The sequence below is a fragment of the Methyloradius palustris genome (assembly GCF_019703875.1).
Lineage (GTDB): Bacteria > Pseudomonadota > Gammaproteobacteria > Burkholderiales > Methylophilaceae > Methyloradius > Methyloradius palustris.
Map to the genome: position 1 here is coordinate 1,429,389 of NZ_AP024110.1, position 23,645 is coordinate 1,453,033.

A 23,645-nucleotide genomic window follows, 5' to 3' on the forward strand; every position below is an offset into this window, starting at 1 on the left:
AATGACTCCTGAAAGTTTGTACCCTTGGCAATCGGCTTTATGGCAACAGTTGGCTGCCTCTCGCAATAAACTGCCTCACGCACTATTGCTGAAAGGGCAGGCGGGTTTGGGTAAGATGGATTTTGCTTTAGCGCTTAGCCAAGCTTTACTCTGTGAAACACCTAAGCCTGATGGCCATGCTTGTGGTCATTGTGCGAGTTGTGGCTGGTTCCTGCAGGGCAATCATCCAGACTATCGCTTGTTAACACCAGAACAAGCTGCGGACGATGAAGATGCTCCCGCTGCTAAAACGACTAAAACAAAGAAAACACAGATCCTGATTAACCAGGTGCGTGAACTTGGCAGTTTCTTTAGCCTTTCAAGCCATCGTGGAAGTGGATTACGCGTGGTATTGATACATCCCGCCGAGGCTCTGAATGATGCATCTGCCAATAGCCTGCTAAAAATGCTTGAAGAGCCGCCAGCAGACGTTATCTTTTTACTAGTGTCACATCAGCCACAGCGACTGATGGCCACCATCACGAGCCGTTGTCATAAAATTGATATGCCCAGCCCTAGCCACGAAGAAGCCGTTACATGGTTAACTGCGCAGGGCATCAAAGAGCCCACAGCAGTATTGGATTACGCTGGCGGTTCGCCACTAGCCGCAAAAAATAGCGTGGAAGAGGGCATCAGGCAATTGCCTGAGATTTTGCAAATGCTAGCAAAGGGTGAAAAGACTGATGCTTTCGCTCTAGCCACCACTTGTGTTTCACTGGGGATGGAAACTGCTGTCGTTGCTATTCAAAAATGGACTTACGATTTACTTTCATGCAAATTAACAGATCAAGTACGCTACCATGGTAGCCATCGCACAGCTTTGCAAGCCCTAGCCAAAAGCGTAAACTTGGGCTTACTGCTTGATTTCAACAAAAAGATGGATGAAGCACGTAAAGCAGCTAATCATCCGTTGAATAGCGAGTTACAGCTTGAAAGTATTTTTTTGCTATACACTCAATTATTTTCAACGCAACCACTTTTGAATAAGGCTAGGCATTGAGCACAGAACCGTTACCAATCGAAGCCGCTGCAAATTTAGCACCAAGCGCCCCCAAGCCTGGTGTATTGTCGCTGGCGATTAAAGAAAAAGCGGCTTTGTTTTCAGCCTATATGCCATTTATCAAAGGTGGTGGTTTGTTTATTCCTACCAATAAACCCTACAAAATCGGCGATGAAGTTTTCATGTTGCTAAGCTTGATTGAAGAGCCTACCAAGCTTAAAGTGGTTGGCCATGTCATCTGGATTACACCTGTCACGCAGGGTAATCGTCCGCAGGGCATTGGCGTTCAGTTCAGCGAAAAAGATGGTGGGACAGAAGCACGTAACAAAATCGAATCATTGCTCGGCGGCGCGCTCAAATCAACGCGCCCCACGCACACCATGTAATTTTAATTCGCCCGAGTATTTATATTCGGCAAATATAGGCAACAACATGCTGGTCGATTCACACTGCCATATTAATTTCCCTGAACTTGCCAATAATATGGATGCTTTGAGGCTATCCATGACTGAAAATAGCGTGGATTACGCGCTGTGCGTTTCAGTGACCTTGCAAGATTTCCCGCAAGTATTAAATGTTGCAGAGAGTTACCCGAATTTTTTTGCTTCTGTCGGAGTACATCCCGATTATGAAGATATGCCCTTAGTCACAGTAGATGAGTTAGTACATTTAGCTCAACATCCAAAGGTGATTGCGATTGGTGAAACTGGTCTTGATTATTTCAGGTTAACAGGCGATCTTGAATGGCAGCGCGAACGATTCCGCACCCATATCCGTGCGGCAATCCAGGCGCAAAAACCGTTGATCATCCATACACGTTCTGCGGCTGAAGATACGTTGCGTATCATGCAAGAAGAGCAGGTGGAGCAAATTGGCGGTGTGATGCACTGCTTTACTGAATCGCTGGATGTAGCAGAGCGCGCCATTGATCTTGGCTTTTATATCTCATTCTCAGGCATTGTAACTTTCAAAAATGCATTGGCTCTGAAAGACGTGGCCAAACATGTGCCGCTTGACCGCATGCTGGTAGAAACAGACTCCCCTTATCTGGCGCCTATGCCGTTTCGCGGGAAAATGAATCAACCTGCTTATGTGAAATATGTCGCTGAAGAAATCGCAAAATTACGTGGTATCGCATTTGAAGATGTGGCCAAGGCAACCAGTGAAAACTTCTTCCAGCTATTCAAGGCTGCAAAGCAGCTTAATTAAATCCAGATTAAATGCAGCTCACTATCTTAGGCGCTGGTTCAAGTGCGGGCACACCGGTTATAGGCTGTGGCTGCCTGACCTGCCTGTCTGATAATCCCAAAAACAAACGCACTCGCTGCTCATCGGCAATCACCATGCCCAATGGTGAAGTCATATTGATTGATACAGGCCCTGATTTACGCACGCAGGCACTACGTGAAAACTTGACGCGAGTTGATGCCGTGCTCTACACACATACGCACGCAGACCATCTACATGGCATTGATGATCTGCGTGCATTCTGCCAATTGCAAAAAAAGCAAATCCCCTTGTATGGTAAGCAAGATACGCTTGCACATATTTTGGCTAAATTTGGTTACACCATCCGTGATCCTGGCGATTTCTGGGAGCTGCCTGTACTGAGCTTGAACGAAATTGATCAAGCTTTTGAGCTGTTTGGCGTAACGATTACGCCTATACCAGTTAAGCATGGTCGTAGTGATATATTGGGCTATCGCCTAGGCAACATGGCGTATTTGACTGATGTTTCTGAAATCCCAGAATCTTCTCTAGCCTTGTTAAACAATCTTGATCTGCTACTGCTGGATTGTCTGCGCTATACAACACACTTTACCCACATTCATTTGGAACAAAGTCTGGCCTATGCCAGTCTTATCAAAGCAAAACAAAACTATCTGATTCATATGACCCACGATATTGAATACGAAGCTTTGTCTAGTGAGCTCCCCAATAACGTTCATGTAGGGTTTGATGGTCTTACGCTTGAGTTTTGAATAAGGAATCTTCTCCCAAGCGCTGATAGCTTAAAAGTGAGATAATCAACGGTTGTAAAAATGATTAAATTTTGAGGAAAAGCGAAAATCATGATTCAAATTAAAAAAACAACGATGTTCATGTTAATGATTGCATTTGTGGCAACGGCATTCCCTGCTTTTGCAGCAGATAATGCATCGAAGTCAGCCACTTATAACGAAGACCAGTTTTTAAATGCCTTCAGCGGTAAATCACGCAAGGTAATACTAGAAAAGCTGGGAACCCCCACCAAGAAAGAGCAATCAGTTAAGCCTTCTAATGCTATGAACGTGATTGGCCCCAAGATTGCCGCTGGTGATGCGGATACGCAAAAACCAGTCAATGTGGAAATGTGGTACTACAATGACTTAGTGCACTACGAACCTAAGAAAAAATACAAAACCACAGAGCTGACTTTTGTAAATGATCGATGCATGAATATTGCATTCTTCAACAATAAGTAATCATTACCATAATAAAAAAGCCGAACTCGATGTTCGGCTTTTTTATTATGTGCTTTAGCCTCATGAAAGTTTGGGCTGGCTTTCAGTATTAGTTACCCAGAAAATGCTGTCTCGTCTGAAAATATCTCAACCAGCGCATCGAACACTAGGCGAATCCTGTTCGGAACTGGCCCACGCTGTGGCCTGTACACATATAAATACCATGGTTCAGGGGCAAACTCTTCAAGCACTTGCTCTAGCTGTCCTTTGCGCATAGGCTCTTCGGAGAATGGTGTGGCAATCTGGGCATACCCGATACCATTAACAGCAGCCTCCAGCTCAGCCTCTGAATCATTCACGATAAACACTGGGTGGCGAGGCATGAATTGATGGCCTTGCGAAAAATGCCACGGCCAGGCGCGTCCTGATGAAGTATCAAGCAAGGCAATCGTCGGTAGGTCATACAAGTCGGCGATGGTCTTTGGTCTACCATACCGCGCTATGCAATCCGCTGTTGCTACGGTATGTAAATAGACCCTGTTAGTAGCCCTGGCGACAAAGCTGCTGTCTCTTAGCAACCCGACACGTATGCCCACATCTATCTTCTCATCAACTACATCGGTGATCATATCCGAGAGTCGCAGATCCAGCCTGATATTAGGATATTGGGCACGAATTCTCGCCATTGCTGGCACTACAAATTTGCGCCCTATGCTGACAGGTGAAGTGATACGCACGATGCCAGATATGTCATCGTCGAGACTTTGATCGTTGGATTTGAATATCTCATCAATGTTATAGATAATCGAACGAGAGTCTTCCAGTAGTTTTTCGCCATATTCGGTAATGCGAATCTGCCTGGTATTGCGGTGAAACAAAAGCTCGCCCAGGCTATGTTCTAGCTCCTTGATAGCTCGAGTAACGGCTTGAGGAGATACGCCCATACGGGCAGCGGCCTCCTTAAAGCTTGAGCTCTCTGCTGCTGCACAGAATATACGGATCATTTCCAATTTATTGAGCATGAGTTAAGCGCTTCATTCATTGCGTGGTCGATAGCTTTATTATTCCACAAAATGGAATTCTAAAATCGATACTTATGTCTTTGAGGATTAATCTAAGTTATCCATACTTACTTAAATTCAAATGCATCACCACCAAAAAGGGAAGTGCCATGTATCAAGTCAAAGGTTATGCCGCACAGAACGCAAAAACAGCATTAGCACCTTATAGTTTTGAGCGGCGAGAAGTTGGCCCAACTGATATAAAAATCGAAATTTTTTATTGTGGTGTTTGCCACTCTGACTTGCACCAAGCCCGTGATGAATGGGCGGCGAGCACTTTCCCCATAGTGCCTGGGCATGAGATTGTCGGGCGTGTAACCCAGGTTGGTAGCGATGTTAAATCGTTCAAAGTGAATGACTTGGCTGGTGTTGGCTGCATGGTGGATTCCTGTGGTGTTTGCCCTGATTGCAACGATCATCAAGAGCAGTTCTGTAATGATTTTGTATTAACCTATAACGGCCACGACAAACACACAGGCAAGCCAACCTATGGTGGGTTTTCAAACTCCATCGTCGTTGATCAGCGCTTTGTTCTGCATATTTCAGACAAGCTTGATCTTGCCGCCGTTGCCCCATTGCTTTGCGCAGGCATCACTACCTATTCACCACTACGCCACTGGAAAATTGGTAAGGGCGATAAAGTAGGTGTAGTGGGTCTTGGCGGTTTAGGCCACATGGCGGTTAAATTCGCGCATGCCTTTGGTGCACATGTGGTCTTATTTACAACTTCAGCGGGCAAAGCAGAAGATGCAAAACGACTAGGGGCTGATGAAGTCGTCATCTCAAAAAATCCAGATGAAATGAATGCACATACCCTGAGTTTTGATTTCATCTTGAATACCGTAGCAGCCCCACACAATCTTGATCAATTCATGACCTTGCTGAAGCGTGATGGCACTATGTGTCTAGTTGGTGTGCCTGATAGCCCACACCCATCGCCTAATATTGCCAACCTGATATTCAAGCGTCGTTCACTGGCTGGATCATTGATTGGCGGCATTAAAGAAACACAGGAAATGCTGGATTTTTGTGCTGAACACAACATTACTTCGGATATTGAGATTATCCCGATGAGTGGCATCAATAATGCTTTTGAACGTATGTTGAAAAGCGATGTGCGCTATCGTTTTGTCATTGATATGGCGACTATTTAAGGCAACCCAATCATCCACGATGAAACATATCGCCGCCATTATTTTGGCAGCAGGCAGTGCCAAACGATTTGGCTCAAACAAATTGCTTGAGCCAATGACTTTAGACGAAAGTACAATGCCAATGTTGGCTCATTCGATCAAGCCCTGGTTGCAGGTGTTTGATCGAATTAATATAGTCGTCAATGTTAATAGTGATGCTTTACAAAAAGCGGTATGCCAAGCACTGCCAGAAGCCGTAAACCAACTTAGATGGCTGGTATGTGAAAATGCAAACGCTGGTATTGGTGTTAGCTTGGGTTATGGCGTGAGAGAGAGTGTTGAAGCTGATGGTTGGCTGATAGGATTAGGTGATATGCCATCTGTGCCTGCAGCAGCGATTCGCGAAGTAAAAGAAGCACTTATCAACGGCGCTATGCTTGCAGCGCCTTATTACCAGAAAAAACGCGGACACCCTGTTGGCCTGTCAGCATCATACGGCAATGAACTGCAGCAATTAGAGCATGACAGCGGCGCAAAAGAGATTTTAGCTAGGGACCATGAGTTAATTAGCCATGTGAACTCAGACCAGGCAGGCATTTGTATTGATATCGACACAAGCGAAGACTTGTATTCATATCAAAAGCATTTACATTCAAATTCAAAAATCACGCATTAAAAATAAAGGAAAACCATGATCACCTTAAAAGTTAACGGCAAAGAACACGAGCTTGATGTGACTGATGATATGCCTATCCTCTGGGCAATTCGCGATGTGGTTGGCATGACAGGCACAAAATTTGGCTGTGGCATGGCGCTTTGCGGGGCATGTACTGTGCATTTGGATGGCGCACCGATACGCTCATGTGTAACACCAGTATCAGCGGCCAGTGGTAAGAACGTCACAACAATCGAGTCTGTGTCTGATACTGAGATAGGTAAGCGCGTACAAGATGCATGGATAGCAGAAGAAGTTGTTCAATGTGGCTACTGTCAATCAGGTCAGATCATGTCGGCCATCGCTTTGCTGAAAGATAAGCCAACACCAACGGATGCTGATATTGATAGCGCCATGTCTGGCAATATTTGCCGCTGTGGCACCTATGTTCGTATTCGTGCGGCAATTAAGCGCGCAGCTAATCCTGTGAAAGCGGAGGCTTAATCATGAATATGATTGATAAAGACTTAGTTGGCGCTAGTACGAGTGCTGTTAAATCTCCAGAACCAAGTAGCCTAATATCAGGCGGCGTAAATCGTCGTGATTTCTTGAAACTCTCGTCCTTATTCGGTGCGGGGCTGATGCTCCAGTTCAGCTTTATCGGCACTGGCTGCAGCAAAATAGGCGAGAAGTCTCAATTTACACCGAATGCATTTATCCATATTGATGAAGATGGCCTCGTAACCTTGGTCGCCCACAAAGTGGAAATGGGGCAGGGTACATATACTTCAATGCCTATGCTGATTGCCGAAGAGTTAGAGGTGGATGTTTCCAAAGTTCGTCTGGAACACGCTGCGCCTAATGAGAGCGCCTATAAAGACCCATTGCTTGGTGGCCAGATCACAGGCGGCTCAACTTCAGTACGTAGCGCTTGGAAACCTCTGCGTGAGGCAGGTGCAACAGCACGCATGATGCTGATTTCTGCGGCTGCACTTGAGTGGAAGGTCGACCCGAAATCTTGTATTGCCGAAAATGGCGAGGTGATTCATCCAGATAGTGGCCAGCGCTTAGGCTACGGCAAACTCGTTAATCAGGCTGCACGCTTGCCTGTGCCAGAAGTCATTGTTCTGAAAGACCCTAAAGACTTCAAAATCATCGGTAAACCAGTTCATAGACTGGATTCACCAGAAAAAGTGAACGGCAGCGCTCAATTCGGTATTGATGTGCAATTGCCAGACATGAAGATTGCAACGGTAGCAGCCAGCCCTGTATTCGGTGGCAAGCTTGCTAGCGTCGATGAAGATAAGGCGAAAGCAGTCAAAGGGGTGCGCCAAATCGTGAAACTGGATAATGCTGTGGCAGTCATTGCTGACCATATGTGGGCGGCTAAACAAGGCCTGGCAGCACTTGATGCCAAGTGGGAAGATGGCGCCAATGCTGGCTATACGACAGCCAGCCTGGTGCAAGACCTGGATAAAGCATCTAAAGGCGAAGCAGCGATTGCCGAGAACAAAGGCGATGCTGCATCTGTGCTTAAAGGAGCTAGCAAGAAGTTTGAAGCTATTTACGAGCTACCATTCCTGGCGCATGCCACTATGGAGCCGATGAATTGCACAGTACACCTGCAAAGCGATAGTTGTGAAATCTGGGTGGGCACACAAGTCCCTACGATTGCGCAAGGTGCTATCGCCCAACTGACGGGCTTACCTATAGAAAAAATCACGATTAATAATCACCTATTGGGCGGAGGCTTTGGCCGCAGGCTTGAGGTGGACTTTATTGTGCAGGCAGTTCAAATTGCCAAAGAGGTTGATAGCCCAGTTAAGGTTGTCTGGACACGTGAGGAAGACGTTCAGCATGATATGTATCGACCTTACTACTATGACCGTATCTCGGCATCATTAGATGACAAGAGCATGCCAGAAGCCTGGAATCACCGAATTACGGGCTCGTCCATCATGGCCAGGTTTTTCCCGCCAGCGGTTAAAGATGGTGTAGATCCTGATGCAGTCGAAGCTGCACGCGATTTGAAATATAACATCCCTAATGTACTGGTCGAATATGTGCGCCATGAGCCACCTTTTATCACCGCATTTTGGCGCGGTGTAGGCCCAACGCATAACGCATTTGTGGTCGAAAGCTTTATTGATGAGCTGGCTGCAAGTGCAAAGCAGGACCCGTTTGAATATAGGCGTAAGCTTTTAGTGAATGATACGCGCGCCAAAGCCGTGTTGGAGCTAGCTGCAGAAAAAGCCAATTGGAAGCAGCCTTTAGCGGCGACCAAAGAGGGCAAGGCAGGTAAAGGCATTTCATCACTATTTGCCTTTGGTAGCTATATGTCGTTGGTGGCTGATGTGATTGTGACGCCAGACAATGAAGTGTTGGTTAAACGTGTGGTGTGTGCGGTGGATTGCGGCATGGTGGTTAACCCAGACACAGTGAGAGCTCAATTAGAAGGTGGCGTAATATTCGGCATTACCGCTGCATTGTGGGGTGAAGTCACTTTCAAAGACGGCCGTACTGAACAGAGCAACTTCCACAACTATCGCTTGATGCGTATCAATGAAGCACCGATTGTTGAAGTATATGTGGTTGATAGCCATGAGAGCCCGGGTGGCTTGGGCGAGCCTGGCACATCAGCAGTGATGCCAGCTGTTGCTAATGCGGTATTTGCTGCTACAGGTAAACGCGTGAGAAAACTGCCGATTGTGAATAGCCTTAAAGCCTAGACACTTTAAAGTACTGGAAACCCAGGCAGGGCAAGGCTAAGTGGTCTTTGTAAGACATTGTCGGACAAAGACCACTATTATTTTCTGTCAATAGCTTGTATTATCGATTTATTCCTAAAAGGAAAGTAATACCGCAACCAAGACATAACAATGTTACAAGGAAGATAGTCAACAAGGCTAGATAGTCTAAAAAACTAGCATGGTTCACAAGACCTCATGTGTATTGGTTAATTTAATTAATATTTCTATAGAGGATTTAATCATGAACTTTACTAAAATAGATTACGTAAATGCTAAACGCCTATTGATCGGTACATCCCCAACAATAGGCTCATCAAATCACCATAACGACAAGCGATTACTCATGGCTTGTAGTGTAAGCCTCCAAAAGGCAAGCATCGCCCAAAGAGAGCTAGACTTAACAGCTAGCTTAGATGGTAAAAACAGCATTCAATAATCAATCTGATTATTTCAGCAGTACAAAAAAGCCAGTCATTATTGACTGGCTTTTTTCTTTCAGTTCAAACACATGCGCTTGCTTATTAAAGTTTAGTCTTATATCAATATCTTTCTCGCCTGCAGCTGGGTAGTTTGCCAGCCCAAGTGAGCGTAATAGCCCAGCGCAGGCTCATTTGCTATATCCACTAATAATTGAGCGCGAGTTGCGCCTTTGCTTTTTGCCCAGGCAATGGCTTCTGCCAGCAACTTCTTTCCCACTCCACTAGCTCGATAGGCTTGGCTGATAATCATGTCTTCAACCCATGCAGATGGCGCGCCTTGGGCAGTTGAGATCACCAATTGTGCGCTGACCATACCAACTGCCTGACCTTGTGAATCACGCACTACTTTAATAGTGCCTGTTGCTGGGCTCTCAATTAACATCTTTAAACCGCGAAATTGCTTGTCTGCGTCTGGCTTGAAGTCTTTCTCAATGCTAAATAGTTCGTTTAACAGCTCGATCAAAGCAGGGATGTCTGTGAGTTTGGCATTATCAAATTGAAGGCTATCCATTTCAGTCATCCTCAGCTTTCGGCATATCGTAATGAATCGTAGCCAGAAAACGAATGGGGGATTTGATATGTCTTTCAGGGCGATGTGGGACTTCACCACGGAAGGTGAGAGAATCACCAGGCTCTAATATGAAAGTTTCAGCACCGACTCGATACTCCACTGAGCCCTCTAACATATAGATGAACTCAGTACCCGCATGTTCAAAAGGTGAAAACTCTTCACCCGGGTCTTCAAGCGTAATCAGGAAGGGTTCAAATGTTTTCTGTGGGCCTTGGTTATAAGCCAGTAGCTGATAGGTATGGCCGCTGCGTGTGCCACGCCTGACAACCTCCATCCCCGTATCTTTTTTAACAAATTGAGCTGCGCTGATTGGCAGGTCATAGCCTTGGAATATCTTTGATAGCGAGATTCCCAGCGCATTAGCAAGCAGTTCAAGCGTCTCTATGCTGGTCGCTGACAAACCATTCTCTATCCTACTCAGCATGCCGCTACTGATGCCTACGCGCGATGAAACCTCACCAAGCGTGAGTCCATGCTGGATGCGTAACTTATAAAGTGTGCTTGCCAGATAACGGCCTATGGGTATTGCTTGACCATCTGAAGCTTGATTCTCATCAATTTCAGATAAGTTTTTATCATCTATTGTTGAATCTGTATTGGTTTGCGTATTTTTTTCGACCATATAGTATTTAAATAAGTGATTTAATCTATGAAATTCAATAATTAAGCTATTTTAGTCTATAACCAAACTGAGCTGCGGCAAAATATTTTCTGTTGTTGACATGGGTGCTGGGGTTTGATTAAATGATCAAAAGTTGCATATAGGTTAACTTTTTTAACCTATATGCAACTTTTGGGAAATATAAACCGAATTTTTGTGGAGCATGAATGCCATTTCGTTTGCTTAAATATGCGCTCAATCGTGAATACAAAGAACCACGATTTTTTCGCGACTGCCAAACACCTAAGAAATCTTATGATGCCATCATCATCGGCGGTGGAGGACATGGCCTAGCAGCAGCGTATTACCTGGCAAAAGATCATGGCATCACCAATGTAGCTGTATTGGAAAAAGGCTATATCGGCGGCGGCAATACTGGGCGCAACACAACGATTGTGCGCTCCAACTACCTGACTCCTGATGGCGTCAATTTCTACGATGCTAGCGTCAAGCTGTTTGAAGGTTTATCCGAAGAGCTGGACATCAACCTGTTTTACTCCAATCGCGGCCATTTCACGCTAGCACATACTGAATCAGCCATGCGCACCATGCGTTGGCGGGCCGAAGTTAATAAACACGTAGGCGTTAAAAGCAGGGTAGTGGGTACGGATGAGATATCAAAAGCCTGCCCACAGCTGGATATTAGTTGTAGTGGCAAAGCACCTATACAAGGCGCGCTCTATCACGAGCCTGGCTCAATCGCCCGTCACGATGCTGTTGCATGGGGTTATGCCCGCGGCGCTGACAGCCAGGGCATAGAAATATTCCAGAATACTGAAGTACAGAGCATTGATGTAAGAGATGGCAAAGTGCATGGCGTGCAAACCAACCGTGGCTATATCGCTACGGGCAAGGTGCTCTCTGCTGTTGCAGGGTTTACGCCGCGCATTTGCAAAATGGTCGATTTAAAAACACCTATCGTGATTCATCCATTACAAGCTTGTGTGAGTGAGCCAATGAAACCGTGGCTGGATACCATTCTGGTCTCAGGTAGCTTGCATGTGTATGTCAGCCAGTCATCTCGTGGTGAACTGGTCATGGGCGCATCGCTAGACCCTTATGAAGTCCACTCCACTAGATCGACCTTTGACTTCGTAGAAGGCCTGACGTCGCATATCGTAGACATGTTCCCATTCCTCTCCAACGTCAAAGTGGTCAGACAATGGGCTGGTATGGCGGATATGACGCCAGACTTTGCCCCTATCATGGGTAAAACGCCAATTGAAGGCTTTTACCTCGATGCGGGTTGGGGCACTTGGGGCTTTAAAGCTACGCCTATCAGCGGCAAAACCATGGCTGCCACCATGGCCAATGACAAAGCCCATGATTTGATTCACAGCTTCCGTCTTTCACGCTTTGAAGATTATGAATTAACAGGCGAGAAGGGTGCAGCCTCAGTCGGCCATTAATATGAAACTACTTAAATGCCCTATCAATGGCGTTCGACCTGTCAGTGAATTCATCTTCGGTGGCGAGTTTCGAGAGATGCCAGACCCATCCAAAGCCACAGACGCTGAATGGGCCGCCTACGTGTTTTATCGTGATAACGCACCTGGTATTAAAAAGGAATGGTGGTTCCACTCACCAAGCGGCACATGGTTTATCGCTGAGCGCAATACCGCAACGGATGAGGTATTGACCACTTATCTACTCGGCAAGAAGCAGGCAGAAAGCACCGTATGAGCATGCGTTTACCAAAACTATCAGGCGAGTGGATCAACCGCGAAAAGTCTTTGAATTTCACCTTTGAAGGCACCGAATACACAGGCTATGAAGGCGACACGATTTCTAGTGCGCTGCTGGCAAACGGTCAGAAACTATTAGGCCGCAGCTTTAAGTATCACCGCGCACGTGGCGTACTAAGCTTTGCTAACCATGACATCAACGCTTTAGTGACAGATGGCCTGGATACCAATATCCGTTCGGATGTTGTGCCTTTGAAAGATGGCCTGGTGATTAAAGCGGTGAATACCGATGGCGGCGTAAAAAAAGACCGTAACCGTTATTTTGAAATGCTTGCCCCATTATTGCCAGTGGGCTTTTATTACAAGGCATTTCACACGCCACGCAGGTTGTTTCCATTCTGGGAAAAGATCATCAGGAAAGCGGCAGGCTTGGGTATCGTCAATTTCAATTTTCCTCGCATCACCAAGCGCAAGCTGAATCAGCATTGCGATGTGCTCGTGATTGGCGCTGGCCCAGCGGGTTTATCTGCCGCTATTTACGCTGCTCAAGAAGGTTTGAGCGTGACAATTGTTGATGAAAACCAGCAAGCTGGCGGCGCGTTGAGTTATGACTTGGCTGGGGATCAATACAGTCAGACAAGGTCTGAATTGCTGTCAAAAATAGCTGAGCTCCCTAATATCAATATGCATGTAGGCGCTTATGCAGCGGGATATTACACCGATCATTTAATTCCTGTTGTCGGCATCAATGGCATTTCCAAGGTGCGTGCAAAATCTGTGATTGTTGCCAGTGGTGCATTCGAGCAACCGCCTGTGTTCCGCAATAATGATTTGCCTGGCGTCATGCTGGGGTCAGCAGCACAAAGGCTGATGTATCGGTATGGGGTCAAACCATTCAATACTGGCGTCGTATTTACCGCAAACAGCTATGGTTATCGCGTAGCGCTCGACTTAATCAATGCAGGTATTAAAGTTGCTGCGCTGGTTGATTTAAGAGCCAACGCCAGAGAGCCTTTGTCTGCCGAACTGAGCACCAAAGGCATTAATATCTACTCGGGTTACTGTGTTTATGAAGCTGTTCCAGACAGCGACAAGTCTGGCATCACCAGCGCACTAATATGCCCTTATAACGAGCAAACAAATGAAGCCAAGCCAGAAGATGCAATCGAGATAGCGTGCGATGGTATCGCCATGAGCGCTGGCTGGGCGCCTGCTGCAGGCTTGCTGTACCAGTCTGGCGCAAGTATGCGTTTTGATTACACCACGGAGCAATTCGTACCAGAAAAACTGCAAAAGGGTGTATTTGCTGCTGGCGCAGTCAATGGGGTATATGGCCTAGAGCAAACCTTGCTGGATGGCAGAAAATCCGCCCTAAATGTCATGGCCTATCTTGGTAAATCAGTCTCTCAAATTGATGACTCTAGCTTTGCTGCCGAAGCAATCGCAACTGTCAGCCACCCATATCCCATCATTGATCACCCTAAAGGCAAAAACTTTGTCGATTTCGATGAAGATATTCAGCTCAAAGACTTTATCAATGCAGCCAAAGAAGGCTTCGATAATATCGAGCTCATGAAGCGTTTTACCACGGTCGGCATGGGGCCCAGTCAGGGCAAGCATTCCAACATGAATGCCATCCGCATATTGGCAAAAATACGTGGCTTGCCTGTAGAGAAGGTTGGTACAACAACCTCGCGTCCATTCTTTCATCCAACCCCGTTTGGTCACTTGGGCGGACGCAGCTTTCACCCGCAACGGCTAACCTCGCTACATAATTGGCATGAGGGCGCAGGCGCTGTATTTGCAGATGTGGGCGCTTGGTCTCGCCCAGCTTATTATCCGAGGGCTGGCTTGAGTAAACAGGATGCAGTGCAGCAAGAAGCTATTGCAGTACGCAATAAAGCAGGGCTGATTGATGCTGGAACACTTGGCAAGGTCGAAGTCTGCGGCCCTGACGCTGCCATATTTCTTGAGAGCTTTTACACGGGTAGCTTTGCTTCACAGAAAGTAGGTACCACCCGTTACGCCATGCTGTTGGATGAGTCTGGCGTGATTGTTGATGACGGCCTCGCAAGCAGGCTACATCAAGAACTTTTCTACATCACCATCAGCACTTCAAACGCTGCTGCGGTGTATCGTGAAATGCAGCGATGGCTGCAAATCTGGCAACTGAATGCTGTGCTGATTAACGTCACAGGGGCTTATGGCGCTATGAACCTAGCAGGGCCGTTATCGCGTGATATTTTGTCATCGCTGACTACGCTCGATATTTCAGAGCAAGCATTTGCTTTCGGCGCTATTCAACAAACAGAGGTTGCTGGTATTCCAGCCCGTATCATTCGCTCAGGCTTTGTTGCGGAGCTAGCTTATGAAATCCATGTGCCTGCGGCTGATGCACCCGTTGTATGGAATGCCATTCTTGAAGCTGGTAAACATCAAGGCCTGCAATTATTTGGCACTGAAGCCCAGCGTTTATTGCGTCTTGAGATGGGGCATCACCTGCCAGGCCACGATACCGACGGCCTCACCAATCCATTTGAAATTGGCGCGGAATGGGCGCTGAAAATGGATAAGCCATTCTTCATCGGCCAGCGCAGTTTGCAGATTATTGCCAAAAAACCATTGACCAAGAAACTGGTGCCATTCACATTGGCCGCCGATTTTAATGGCGAGATGCCTCTGGATTGTAATCTGGTGATTGAGCAAGGCGAGATTAAAGGCCGAGTCACCAGTATTGCTTATAGCCCTGCTGCTAAGCGTGTGATCGGATTGGCTTACGTTGCCCCGCATCAGGCTGATACAGGCAATACCTTTGAAATCAGAACAGATAACGGCTCGCTGGTTAAAGCCACAGTGGGCACTACGCCATTCTTTAAAGCCGAATGAATATGATAGCAAGCACCAAAAAACAGGCATCCACTCAAGCAGACAAGAATCTGTTGGCTATTGCAGACGTCAGCCATTTCAAGCGCTTTGGAGTCAAGGGTGCGAAAGCTGCCGAATGGCTATCAGGGCAGGGGATAGCGCTGCCGGAGTCAAATAACAGCTGGTTAGAGACAAGCTCTGCAACTCTAGTAATGAGGCTGGGCAGTAGTGAATTTATGATTGAAAGCCAGGCAGCTGAAAACTTGCCCACGCTATCAAATTCAGACCAATTCGCTACCCCTGGCGTTTACAAAGTCCCGCGTGCGGATGCCGCATTCATCATTAGCGGCCAACAGGCATTGAACCTGCTTTCTGAGCTATGCACGCTTGATTTAGTAGGCGAATCATTAAGCGAAAACAAGTTGTTAATGACGCAAATAGCTGGCATCTCAGCCATTCTGCTTAAGCAGTCCATTAATGGCAAAGACGCGTATCGAATTTGGTGTGATGGCACATACGGCCATTACCTGTGGGAAACATTGCTAGAAATCGCAATGGAACTGGGTGGCGGGGCGTTTGAGTTTGATGCTCAAGCTTTTTAAGTTTTTTGAAAGACGAATGGAGGCACGTGCATGAAATCGTTAGCTGAGGCAAAAAAGTTCATTAAAGACAATGGCGTCAAATACATACTGGCGCAGTTTGCCGACATTCATGGAGTAGCCAAAGTAAAGTCTGTGCCGTCTGCACACCTTGAAGACATATTAACCGCTGGCGCAGGCTTTGCTGGCGGTGCGATCTGGGGCACAGGCATTGCACCTAACGGCCCAGACTATATGGCCGTGGGCGAGCTTGCCACGTTGGGCTTGGTGCCTTGGCAAACTGGTTATGCCCGCATCGTCTGCGATGGTCATGTGAACGGCAAGCCTTATGAATACGATGCACGTGTCGTGCTCAAAAAGCAGCTCGATAAAATGGCTAAAAAAGGCTGGACGTTCTATACGGGTCTGGAGCCTGAGTTCTCGCTGCTAAAACGCAATGAACATGGTGCTATTCAACCATGTGATGATACTGACCTGCTGCAAAAGCCTTGCTACGACTACAAAGGCATTACCCGCCAATCTGCCTATCTTGAAAAGCTCACCGAGTCGCTTTTGGCTGTCGGCATGGATGTCTATCAAATTGACCATGAAGATGCCAATGGCCAGTTTGAAGTGAATTACACCTATACCGACGCCCTGAAAAGCGCTGACAACTACATCATGTTCAAGATGGCAGCGAGTGAAATCGCCAACCAGATGGGCATGATCTGCTCATTCATGCCCAAGCCATTCAGCAATCGCCCAGGCAATGGCATGCACATGCATATGTCGATCGGTGATGGCAAAACCAAGAACATTTTTCACGATGACAGCGATAAAAACGGTTTGGGCCTTTCCAAGCTGGCTTATCACTTTCTGGCAGGCATTTTGGAGCATGCACCGGCACTCACCGCCATCTGTAACCCTTCCGTGAACTCATACAAACGCCTGGTAGTAGGGCGCTCATTGACAGGTGCTACCTGGGCGCCTGCTTATATCGCCTATGGCGACAATAACCGATCTACGTTAGTGCGCATCCCTTATGGCCGCCTTGAGTTCCGCCTGCCAGATGGTAGCTGCAACCCATATCTGGCAACGGCTGCAGTGATCGCCGCAGGTCTGGATGGCGTCAAGCGCGAGCTAAGCCCGGGCAAGCCACGTAGTGAAAATCTGTACGACTATTCACTGGATGAAATCCACAAACAAGGCATCGGCATATTGCCGCAAAACCTAGGTGAAGCCCTTACCGCACTCGAAAAAGACAAAGTGATTCGTGATGCGCTTGGCGACAAGCTTTCGCAAGAGTTTATCGACCTCAAACGCATGGAGTGGGTGGACTATCAACGCCATGTGTCGGATTGGGAAGTTAACCGTTACGTCGAATTTTATTAGGAGAAAAATACTTCGCTCACGCTAGCGGCGTTGCAAAAGACCTCGAAAATCCTCATTTACGCAAAAGTAAACTCCGGTTTTCTCAGTCTTCCACGCCTTGCTATCGAATCGCTCGGGTATTTTTCTAATGTTTTTTTGTAGTTAAGTATTAGGAGAAACACTATGTGTGGAATTGTAGGATTACTGGTGAAAAACCAGAGCATGCGCGCCAATATTGGCGGATTAATGATGCCTATGTTGATAGGCATGACAGAACGAGGCCCAGACTCAGCAGGCATGGCTGTTTTCACCGCGCCTGTGGCTGCGAATGAGCTTAAGTACAGTCTGTATGCGCCCTCTATGGAATTTAACTGGAAATTACTGGTAGAAGAATTTGGTAGTCATTTCACTAACAAGCCAAAACTATCCACCAAGGGTAATCATGCCATCGTGATTACCAGCGTTGCCTCGCAACAGGTTAAAACATGGCTCAAACAAAGCTACCCAAATGTGCATCTACTGTCTGTCGGCCATTCGATTGACGTCTATAAAGATACAGGCTTGCCAGCCGATGTGGCTGCCCGTTATGACTTACCCACGCTCAGCGGTACGCACTTGGTAGGCCACACCCGCATGGCGACAGAATCAGCGATTACGCCAGCGCATGCGCACCCTTTTACTGCTGGTGAGGACTGGTGCCTTGTGCACAACGGCTCGCTCTCCAACGCGCACAGCTTGCGCCGCAAACTGGAGCACGAAGGCATTACCTTTGAAACAGATAATGATACTGAAGCTGCTTGCCGCTACCTTGAGTGGCGGATGCGTGAAGGCGATGATCTGAAAGCTGCGCTAGAACATGGCTTTGAAGACCTGGATGGCTTTTACACCTTACTCATGGGTACCAAGACAGAACTTGCTTTGGTGCGCGATCCATTCGCCTGCAAGCCTGCAGTAGTGGCCGAGCACGATGACTATGTTGCCATCGCATCTGAATTCCGCTCATTGGCACATTTGCCAGACATCAAGAATGCACATGTATTTGAGCCTAGCCCCAAGGAAATGTACGTATGGAAAATATAACGAATTTTGATCTGGACACCACGCCATTGCGTGAGGTGAACCAGTTCCTGCATGGTGATTCATCAAAGCTAAACGGCCAGTGCGTCAAAATCCAGAACCCGAATGGCGCTCACAATATCGCTGTTGGCCTGAAAGCTGACGTTAAAGTGGCCATTCAAGGGCATGCTGGCTACTACGCCGCAGGCATGAACCAGTTAGCTACTGTAGTGGTTGAAGGCAGCGCTGGCACAGGCGTGGCTGAAAACATGATGTCTGGCTATGTGCATGTCAAAGGCTTTGCCTCCAATGCCGCTGGCGCCACTGCACAAGGTGGTTTGCTAGTCATTGATGGTGATGCAGGCCTGCGTTGTGGCATATCCCTCAAAGGCGCCGATATCGTTGTTGGCGGCTCTGTTGGTAGCTTCTCTGCCTTTATGGCTCAAGCGGGCAACCTCGTGATTTTGGGGGATGCAGGCGATGCCTTGGGTGACTCACTCTATGAAGTGCGTATCTTCGTGCGCGGCAAGGTGAAAAGCCTCGGCGCAGATTGCGAAGAAAAGCCAATGGATGACGAAGCAAAGAAAATCCTCACCGATCTGCTGCGTAAATCAGGCCATCAAGATGTGAGCCCCGATAGCTTCAAGCTTTTCGGCTCGGCCCGCACGCTTTATAACTTCCACGTTGATCATGCTGGAGCATACTAATGAGCGACTCTAAAGATAACAAACCCAAGCCTGCGCAGCCTGTTTCACAAACGCTGCCACATTTTTCAGCGACGTTTGATCCACAAACCATGTCGCAGATTCGCCGTGCGGCTGATACTGGCATTTACGATATTCGTGGCGCAGGCGCTAAACGTAAGCTGCCACACTTTGATGATTTGCTCTTTCTAGGTGCTTCAGTCAGCCGCTATCCATTGGAAGGCTACCGCGAAAAATGTGGTACTGATGTGGTGCTAGGTACCCGTTTCGCCAAGAAGCCAATTTATCTTAAAACTCCTGTAACCATTGCAGGCATGAGTTTTGGCGCGCTTTCTGGCCCAGCGAAAGAAGCGCTAGGCCGTGGTGCCAGTGCAGTCGGCACCAGCACAACCACTGGCGACGGCGGCATGACACCTGAAGAACGCGGTCACTCATCTATCCTGGTATATCAATACCTGCCTTCACGCTACGGCATGAACCCTGATGACTTGCGCAAAGCCGATGCCATTGAAGTGGTGATCGGGCAGGGCGCCAAGCCGGGTGGTGGTGGCATGTTACTAGGCCAGAAGATCAGTGCACGAGTAGCTAAAATGCGCTGCCTGCCAGAAGGTATCGACCAGCGCTCAGCCTGTCGCCACCCTGACTGGACAGGCCCTGATGACCTTGAAATCAAGATTGCAGAGCTACGCGAAATCACCGATTGGGAAAAGCCAATCTACGTAAAAATCGGCGCAACCCGTCCTTACTTTGATGTTGCCCTTGCGGTTAAATCGGGCGCTGATGTCGTGGTGCTGGATGGCATGCAGGGCGGTACAGCAGCCACGCAAGAGGTATTCATTGAGCATGTGGGCATACCAATCCTTGCCGCCATTCGCCCTGCCGTCAAAGCCTTGCAGGATTTAGGCGTTTATCGCAACGGTAAAAACAGCGTGCAATTGATTGTCTCAGGTGGCATCAGGAATGGTGCTGATGTAGCAAAAGCATTGGCACTAGGCGCAGATGCTGTTGCAATCGGTACAGCTGCCTTGATTGCGCTGGGCGATAACGACCCACGCTATGAAGAGGAATATCAGGCGCTAGGCTCTACTGCAGGCGCTTATGATGACTGGCACGAGGGCCGCGACCCAGCAGGCATCACCACGCAAGACCCAGAGCTGGCAAAACGGCTGGACCCAGTAAAAGCAGGGCGCAGATTATCCAATTACCTCAACGTGATGACCATGGAAGCCCAAGTCATTGCCAGGGCCTGCGGTAAATCTCACCTGCATAACCTGGAGCCAGAAGACTTGGTAGCCCTAACCATAGAAGCCTCGGCCATGGCAAAAGTACCATTGGCGGGTACAACCTGGATACCGGGCGTCACCCAGTTCTAGTAAAGCAAAGTATCGTTTTACAAAATTGCCGTACATGAATAAGCTTGGTTAATCGAATTAACCAAGCTTATTCCATTTTATGCAACCTATTCCCAATCCGCTAATTCCTATTTCCATTATCACTGGCGCAACTGATAGTGGAAAAACATTAATATTAAATCAATTACTTAAAGAGACTAATTTAAGTGATACCTTAGTTATTTATAGTGAATCAGACCTCAGCAATATTCATCATCCGCTGGTGGTTTTTAGCCTGGAAGAATCTCAAATAAGCGAAACCACTTTTTGCAAATGCTGCAATCTGCGGAGCGATCTGCAGAAAACATTACGTGATGTCATCTGGCGGTTTGCACGTGAAGGCAAGCGTATTTTTAACCGCGTGATTATTGAAACAAAAGGGCTTGCGGACCCTGCTGCCATTATTCACACATTAATCACTGATGACTTCATTCAAGCCCATTATCAGCTTGATTCCATAGTTACCGTCATCAATCCAGCCAATGGCATGAAAATGCTGGATCAACACCCCGAGTTGATCAAACAAGTCGCTTTTGCCAATAGCATCGCAATCAGTCATTCAGAGTCAGGCAATACAAACCATTTAGGCGATTTATTGAATAGGCTTAATGGTATTAACCCAGCAGCTTCAATTATTCAGCTTATGCAGCCTGCAGATATTCAAAATCTCAATATCTTTTGCCAAAACGCCCAAAATCGTGAAAATCAGCTAGTAAAAACGCTAAATTGGCTAGAATCGCTTTCTAAGCCATTAATTGCTGATAAGCAAGGTGACGGTATTCAGGCATTTGTTTTTTTCATCGAAAAACCTGTAGATAAATCACTTTTAAACGACTGGCTCGATTTATTGCTCAACATTAAAGGTGCTGACATATGGCAACTTAGTGGAGTAGTTAATTTTGTTGGGGAAGCTGTGCCGACTATTATTAATGCAACGCAACACATAATGCAGCCACATCAAACTTACTCAGCATGGCCAACAGAAGATCACCAAACCAAAATTGGATTCATTACCAAAGGAATAGGTGCTGATGTAATAGAGCAGACGTATCAAGCAATGGCAAATACCAGAAACCCTGATTGAGACAAAACCAAGTGCATTTTTTATTTAACATAATATACATTATGCGAAGTAATGTATATTAATTATGGCGTGATATTTCAAAGAAAAATACTATGGTTGAATTCTCAAGTGTACTTACATCATCGGGGAATACTGAATCTGAACGATATTTGGTGCGTCTTGCAAAGAAGGCTTTTTTGTCTCTATGGAGCTATCCGAATTTGTATACAGATGAAGGACGCCATGGTAACGGGAACGGTAAAGAGCTATGTGATCTTTTAGTTGTATTTGGAAATGACGTCATTCTATTTTCCGACAAAGCATGTAAATTCACAGCCCATGAAAACATTAATGTAGCCTGGAGTCGCTGGTATCGACGTGCAGTTGAAAAGTCGGCTAGACAGTTAAGTGGTGCAGAATCTTGGATAAAACGTTTTCCTAACAAAATATATTTAGATTCGAATTGTAAGGCGCCCTTACCCGTTAAATTACCAAAAGAGACGGACATACGAATTCACTTAGTCGCAGTTACTAGAGGGGCAAGTGAATACGCAGAATCCTATTGGGGTGGTGGAAGTTCAGGTAGTCTTTTTATAGATACCAAACTTGTTGGAGATGATCATAAGAATTCCCCATTTCGAATTGGCTGGGCACTCTCAAATAAACGACTTGTTCATGTTTTCGATGAAACGACGCTAGATATTGTTCTTGGTGAATTGGACACAATATCTGACTTCATTTCTTATTTAACTAAAAAAGAAGAGCGTTTTACTACACCTGGTTCAGACTTTCTAATCCCCGGAGAGGAGGAGCTAGTCGCCTTCTATTTGCAACATTATGACTTTAGGCGTGAAGAATATTATTTCCCAGTAGTTCCTGAAGATGCGCTGGTAGTCCTGCAAGAAGGGGGTTGGCGCCGACTAAAAAAAAGCCGTCAGTATCAGGCACGTTGTGAAGAGAATGAAATAAGTTATCTGTGGGATACATTAATCGAATTTCAAAATGACCACATTCTAGCGGGAAGCGCGGAAGCACTAATCGGCGACTCCAACCCAGTTATGTACGAACGTATTATGCGTATGATGGCAGAAGAAAATAGGCTATCTAGAAGGTCTTTGGGAGAAAGTATTAATCGAGCAAATAGTATTAATGAACCTGGGAAGCGCTTTACTCGTACGATTTTCAGTGCGTCTCGTGAAGGTCGTGCTTACATTTTCATGACAATGCCTAGACCTGAAGAATGTAATCAGGAAGAATATCTTGAGCTTAGAAGAGGCGACATACTTCTCTATGCATATGGTTGCAAATTAAAGTTTGAAAAAATTAAGGAAATAATTGGTATCGCCTTCGCGCCAGGACAAGAAATCTTAACCTCAGTCGACTATTTTTTAATAAACTTTGGTGAGGCTCCATTTGACGAGGAATTTGCTGACGAGGTTAAACAACGTATATCAGATGCTGAAATGTGGAGCCCTATAGCAACTAAATGGAGTTCGATACGCCCTATCCCCTTCCCTTACAACGTAACCATCTTTGAAAAAATTATTTTTTGGACTAGATTAAGTTTATATAGATGTCGGAATTATGTTTCGCAACTGATGCGCCGGTTGAAGTGGTAAGCCATCTGCCAAACAATAATACGGAGATGTGAATAATGAGAACGCTTGTAGAAAGTGTTATTGCGATTAGCTTTACATGGCTGCTATGGTCCATGTTCATTGGTGCTGACCGACGAAGTGTCAAAAGAAAAGGCAAGAATAGGGACATCAGCGATATGGGCAAGTTGATTGAAGCATGTGATGGCAACCGCGGAAAGGCTGAGCGGCTGATTATGGAAGAGATGCGAACACGCGGTGCAATGACAAAAAACTCAGCAGCAAAACTTGTGCTTGAGCGATTAGAGAAAGAAACAGAAGCCTCGCAAATTACCACTTAATTTGAGTAAAATCCTCTATCACTGGCTGTAAATCTCTCACAAACCAGTACAAAACACCCATCCCCTACTCCTTCCACACCCGCATCAATGCTTGTTATATGCACCATCACCGTGCAAAGTTCCTCAAAATAAACATATTTTAGTGCATAAAATAAAATTAAGAATATACTAGCCCGCAGAAGTGTTCTTTAAGTAACTTACTT

Annotated in this window: 24 protein-coding genes; 21 read left to right on the plus strand and 3 right to left on the minus strand. The window is 46.5% G+C overall.

Translation table 11 applies throughout. The features are described from left to right. The first annotated feature begins 1 nt into the window (after nucleotide 1). The 5 genes from holB to ZMTM_RS06925 all read left to right on the plus strand — a co-directional run bounded on the left by holB (nucleotide 2) and on the right by ZMTM_RS06925 (nucleotide 3,504). The gene (gene holB, locus ZMTM_RS06905) at nucleotides 2-1,039 is read left to right on the plus strand and encodes a DNA polymerase III subunit delta' (protein ID WP_221763193.1); all 1,038 of its coding nucleotides are present in this window, start codon (nucleotides 2-4) and stop codon (nucleotides 1,037-1,039) included. Then, nucleotides 1,036-1,425, plus strand: a complete 390-nt coding sequence (locus tag ZMTM_RS06910; protein ID WP_225906969.1) for a PilZ domain-containing protein — start codon at nucleotides 1,036-1,038, stop codon at nucleotides 1,423-1,425. Before holB ends, ZMTM_RS06910 begins: the two co-directional genes overlap by 4 nt. A gap of 46 nt (nucleotides 1,426-1,471) precedes the next feature. Continuing rightward, entirely contained in the window at nucleotides 1,472-2,248 is a 777-nt protein-coding gene (locus ZMTM_RS06915; protein ID WP_221763194.1) for a TatD family hydrolase, read from the plus strand. An 11-nt stretch (nucleotides 2,249-2,259) separates the two neighbouring features. Beyond that, nucleotides 2,260-3,021 (plus strand): MBL fold metallo-hydrolase, encoded by a 762-nt coding sequence (locus ZMTM_RS06920; protein ID WP_221763195.1) that lies wholly within the window; start codon nucleotides 2,260-2,262, stop codon nucleotides 3,019-3,021. 90 nt (nucleotides 3,022-3,111) lie between these two features. After that, complete coding sequence (locus tag ZMTM_RS06925; protein WP_221763196.1) at nucleotides 3,112-3,504, plus strand: hypothetical protein; 393 nt, start codon at nucleotides 3,112-3,114, stop codon at nucleotides 3,502-3,504. A gap of 92 nt (nucleotides 3,505-3,596) precedes the next feature. On the opposite strand, the gene ZMTM_RS06930 is transcribed toward ZMTM_RS06925, so the two are convergent. After that, nucleotides 3,597-4,505 (minus strand): LysR family transcriptional regulator, encoded by a 909-nt coding sequence (locus tag ZMTM_RS06930; protein WP_221763197.1) that lies wholly within the window; start codon nucleotides 4,503-4,505, stop codon nucleotides 3,597-3,599. 149 nt (nucleotides 4,506-4,654) lie between these two features. Between ZMTM_RS06930 and ZMTM_RS06935 the strand changes: the two genes are divergently transcribed. The 5 genes from ZMTM_RS06935 to ZMTM_RS06955 all read left to right on the plus strand — a co-directional run bounded on the left by ZMTM_RS06935 (nucleotide 4,655) and on the right by ZMTM_RS06955 (nucleotide 9,518). Next, nucleotides 4,655-5,698, plus strand: coding sequence for an NAD(P)-dependent alcohol dehydrogenase (locus ZMTM_RS06935; RefSeq protein ID WP_221763198.1), 1,044 nt, complete (start codon nucleotides 4,655-4,657; stop codon nucleotides 5,696-5,698). A gap of 19 nt (nucleotides 5,699-5,717) precedes the next feature. Then, on the plus strand, nucleotides 5,718-6,353 hold the full coding sequence (locus tag ZMTM_RS06940) for a nucleotidyltransferase family protein (protein WP_221763199.1): 636 nt from the start codon (nucleotides 5,718-5,720) through the stop codon (nucleotides 6,351-6,353). A 15-nt stretch (nucleotides 6,354-6,368) separates the two neighbouring features. Further along, nucleotides 6,369-6,836 (plus strand): (2Fe-2S)-binding protein, encoded by a 468-nt coding sequence (locus tag ZMTM_RS06945; RefSeq protein ID WP_221763200.1) that lies wholly within the window; start codon nucleotides 6,369-6,371, stop codon nucleotides 6,834-6,836. 2 nt (nucleotides 6,837-6,838) lie between these two features. Beyond that, the gene (locus ZMTM_RS06950) at nucleotides 6,839-9,061 is read left to right on the plus strand and encodes a xanthine dehydrogenase family protein molybdopterin-binding subunit (protein ID WP_404804657.1); all 2,223 of its coding nucleotides are present in this window, start codon (nucleotides 6,839-6,841) and stop codon (nucleotides 9,059-9,061) included. Between the two features lie 262 nt (nucleotides 9,062-9,323). Further along, nucleotides 9,324-9,518 carry a hypothetical protein gene (locus tag ZMTM_RS06955; protein WP_221763201.1) on the plus strand — a complete coding sequence of 65 codons (195 nt, stop codon included), beginning with the start codon at nucleotides 9,324-9,326 and terminating at the stop codon, nucleotides 9,516-9,518. Nucleotides 9,519-9,616: 98 nt separating this feature from the next. Here the strand turns inward: ZMTM_RS06955 and ZMTM_RS06960 are convergent, their stop codons facing one another. Next, a complete protein-coding gene (locus tag ZMTM_RS06960; RefSeq protein ID WP_221763202.1) occupies nucleotides 9,617-10,072 on the minus strand; it encodes a GNAT family N-acetyltransferase in 456 nt (151 codons plus the stop codon). A gap of 1 nt (nucleotide 10,073) precedes the next feature. Beyond that, complete coding sequence (locus tag ZMTM_RS06965) at nucleotides 10,074-10,754, minus strand: helix-turn-helix domain-containing protein (protein WP_221763203.1); 681 nt, start codon at nucleotides 10,752-10,754, stop codon at nucleotides 10,074-10,076. Nucleotides 10,755-10,960: 206 nt separating this feature from the next. Between ZMTM_RS06965 and ZMTM_RS06970 the strand changes: the two genes are divergently transcribed. The 11 genes from ZMTM_RS06970 (at nucleotide 10,961) to ZMTM_RS07020 (ending at nucleotide 23,442) form a co-directional block, all read left to right on the plus strand. Continuing rightward, nucleotides 10,961-12,202, plus strand: coding sequence for an FAD-dependent oxidoreductase (locus ZMTM_RS06970; protein WP_221763204.1), 1,242 nt, complete (start codon nucleotides 10,961-10,963; stop codon nucleotides 12,200-12,202). A 1-nt stretch (nucleotide 12,203) separates the two neighbouring features. Then, entirely contained in the window at nucleotides 12,204-12,476 is a 273-nt protein-coding gene (locus ZMTM_RS06975) for a sarcosine oxidase subunit delta (RefSeq protein ID WP_221763205.1), read from the plus strand. Then, nucleotides 12,473-15,364: an FAD-dependent oxidoreductase gene (locus ZMTM_RS06980; RefSeq protein WP_221763206.1), complete on the plus strand. Its 2,892-nt coding sequence runs from the start codon at nucleotides 12,473-12,475 to the stop codon at nucleotides 15,362-15,364. Before ZMTM_RS06975 ends, ZMTM_RS06980 begins: the two co-directional genes overlap by 4 nt. A 2-nt stretch (nucleotides 15,365-15,366) precedes the next feature. After that, entirely contained in the window at nucleotides 15,367-15,945 is a 579-nt protein-coding gene (locus ZMTM_RS06985) for a sarcosine oxidase subunit gamma (RefSeq protein WP_221763207.1), read from the plus strand. A gap of 30 nt (nucleotides 15,946-15,975) precedes the next feature. After that, nucleotides 15,976-17,313 carry a type III glutamate--ammonia ligase gene (glnT, locus tag ZMTM_RS06990; protein ID WP_221763208.1) on the plus strand — a complete coding sequence of 446 codons (1,338 nt, stop codon included), beginning with the start codon at nucleotides 15,976-15,978 and terminating at the stop codon, nucleotides 17,311-17,313. Between the two features lie 162 nt (nucleotides 17,314-17,475). Next, nucleotides 17,476-18,372: a class II glutamine amidotransferase gene (locus ZMTM_RS06995; RefSeq protein ID WP_221763209.1), complete on the plus strand. Its 897-nt coding sequence runs from the start codon at nucleotides 17,476-17,478 to the stop codon at nucleotides 18,370-18,372. Further along, on the plus strand, nucleotides 18,360-19,055 hold the full coding sequence (locus ZMTM_RS07000) for a GltB/FmdC/FwdC-like GXGXG domain-containing protein (protein ID WP_221763210.1): 696 nt from the start codon (nucleotides 18,360-18,362) through the stop codon (nucleotides 19,053-19,055). Before ZMTM_RS06995 ends, ZMTM_RS07000 begins: the two co-directional genes overlap by 13 nt. After that, nucleotides 19,055-20,425, plus strand: a complete 1,371-nt coding sequence (locus ZMTM_RS07005) for an FMN-binding glutamate synthase family protein (protein ID WP_221763211.1) — start codon at nucleotides 19,055-19,057, stop codon at nucleotides 20,423-20,425. The genes ZMTM_RS07000 and ZMTM_RS07005 overlap by 1 nt, the downstream gene beginning before the upstream one ends. Before the next feature lie 79 nt (nucleotides 20,426-20,504). Further along, nucleotides 20,505-21,527 (plus strand): CobW family GTP-binding protein, encoded by a 1,023-nt coding sequence (locus ZMTM_RS07010; protein WP_221763212.1) that lies wholly within the window; start codon nucleotides 20,505-20,507, stop codon nucleotides 21,525-21,527. Nucleotides 21,528-21,619: 92 nt separating this feature from the next. Continuing rightward, entirely contained in the window at nucleotides 21,620-23,125 is a 1,506-nt protein-coding gene (locus ZMTM_RS07015; protein ID WP_221763213.1) for a hypothetical protein, read from the plus strand. A gap of 35 nt (nucleotides 23,126-23,160) precedes the next feature. After that, a complete protein-coding gene (locus ZMTM_RS07020) occupies nucleotides 23,161-23,442 on the plus strand; it encodes a hypothetical protein (RefSeq protein WP_221763214.1) in 282 nt (93 codons plus the stop codon). The last annotated feature ends 203 nt before the right edge of the window (nucleotides 23,443-23,645 follow it).

What these genes read in the sequence shown, in the direction of transcription:
- holB (WP_221763193.1), top strand. Translation starts at nt 2, where the DNA reads ATGACTCCTGAAAGTTTGTACCCTTGGCAATCGGCTTTATGGCAACAG.
- ZMTM_RS06915 (WP_221763194.1), top strand. Translation starts at nt 1,472, where the DNA reads ATGCTGGTCGATTCACACTGCCATATTAATTTCCCTGAACTTGCCAAT.
- ZMTM_RS06920 (WP_221763195.1), top strand. Translation starts at nt 2,260, where the DNA reads ATGCAGCTCACTATCTTAGGCGCTGGTTCAAGTGCGGGCACACCGGTT.
- ZMTM_RS06925 (WP_221763196.1), top strand. Translation starts at nt 3,112, where the DNA reads ATGATTCAAATTAAAAAAACAACGATGTTCATGTTAATGATTGCATTT.
- ZMTM_RS06930 (WP_221763197.1), bottom strand. Translation starts at nt 4,505, where the DNA reads ATGCTCAATAAATTGGAAATGATCCGTATATTCTGTGCAGCAGCAGAG.
- ZMTM_RS06935 (WP_221763198.1), top strand. Translation starts at nt 4,655, where the DNA reads ATGTATCAAGTCAAAGGTTATGCCGCACAGAACGCAAAAACAGCATTA.
- ZMTM_RS06940 (WP_221763199.1), top strand. Translation starts at nt 5,718, where the DNA reads ATGAAACATATCGCCGCCATTATTTTGGCAGCAGGCAGTGCCAAACGA.
- ZMTM_RS06945 (WP_221763200.1), top strand. Translation starts at nt 6,369, where the DNA reads ATGATCACCTTAAAAGTTAACGGCAAAGAACACGAGCTTGATGTGACT.
- ZMTM_RS06950 (WP_404804657.1), top strand. Translation starts at nt 6,839, where the DNA reads ATGAATATGATTGATAAAGACTTAGTTGGCGCTAGTACGAGTGCTGTT.
- ZMTM_RS06955 (WP_221763201.1), top strand. Translation starts at nt 9,324, where the DNA reads ATGAACTTTACTAAAATAGATTACGTAAATGCTAAACGCCTATTGATC.
- ZMTM_RS06960 (WP_221763202.1), bottom strand. Translation starts at nt 10,072, where the DNA reads ATGGATAGCCTTCAATTTGATAATGCCAAACTCACAGACATCCCTGCT.
- ZMTM_RS06965 (WP_221763203.1), bottom strand. Translation starts at nt 10,754, where the DNA reads ATGGTCGAAAAAAATACGCAAACCAATACAGATTCAACAATAGATGAT.
- ZMTM_RS06970 (WP_221763204.1), top strand. Translation starts at nt 10,961, where the DNA reads ATGCCATTTCGTTTGCTTAAATATGCGCTCAATCGTGAATACAAAGAA.
- ZMTM_RS06975 (WP_221763205.1), top strand. Translation starts at nt 12,204, where the DNA reads ATGAAACTACTTAAATGCCCTATCAATGGCGTTCGACCTGTCAGTGAA.
- ZMTM_RS06980 (WP_221763206.1), top strand. Translation starts at nt 12,473, where the DNA reads ATGAGCATGCGTTTACCAAAACTATCAGGCGAGTGGATCAACCGCGAA.
- ZMTM_RS06985 (WP_221763207.1), top strand. Translation starts at nt 15,367, where the DNA reads ATGATAGCAAGCACCAAAAAACAGGCATCCACTCAAGCAGACAAGAAT.
- glnT (WP_221763208.1), top strand. Translation starts at nt 15,976, where the DNA reads ATGAAATCGTTAGCTGAGGCAAAAAAGTTCATTAAAGACAATGGCGTC.
- ZMTM_RS06995 (WP_221763209.1), top strand. Translation starts at nt 17,476, where the DNA reads ATGTGTGGAATTGTAGGATTACTGGTGAAAAACCAGAGCATGCGCGCC.
- ZMTM_RS07000 (WP_221763210.1), top strand. Translation starts at nt 18,360, where the DNA reads ATGGAAAATATAACGAATTTTGATCTGGACACCACGCCATTGCGTGAG.
- ZMTM_RS07005 (WP_221763211.1), top strand. Translation starts at nt 19,055, where the DNA reads ATGAGCGACTCTAAAGATAACAAACCCAAGCCTGCGCAGCCTGTTTCA.
- ZMTM_RS07010 (WP_221763212.1), top strand. Translation starts at nt 20,505, where the DNA reads ATGCAACCTATTCCCAATCCGCTAATTCCTATTTCCATTATCACTGGC.
- ZMTM_RS07015 (WP_221763213.1), top strand. Translation starts at nt 21,620, where the DNA reads ATGGTTGAATTCTCAAGTGTACTTACATCATCGGGGAATACTGAATCT.
- ZMTM_RS07020 (WP_221763214.1), top strand. Translation starts at nt 23,161, where the DNA reads ATGAGAACGCTTGTAGAAAGTGTTATTGCGATTAGCTTTACATGGCTG.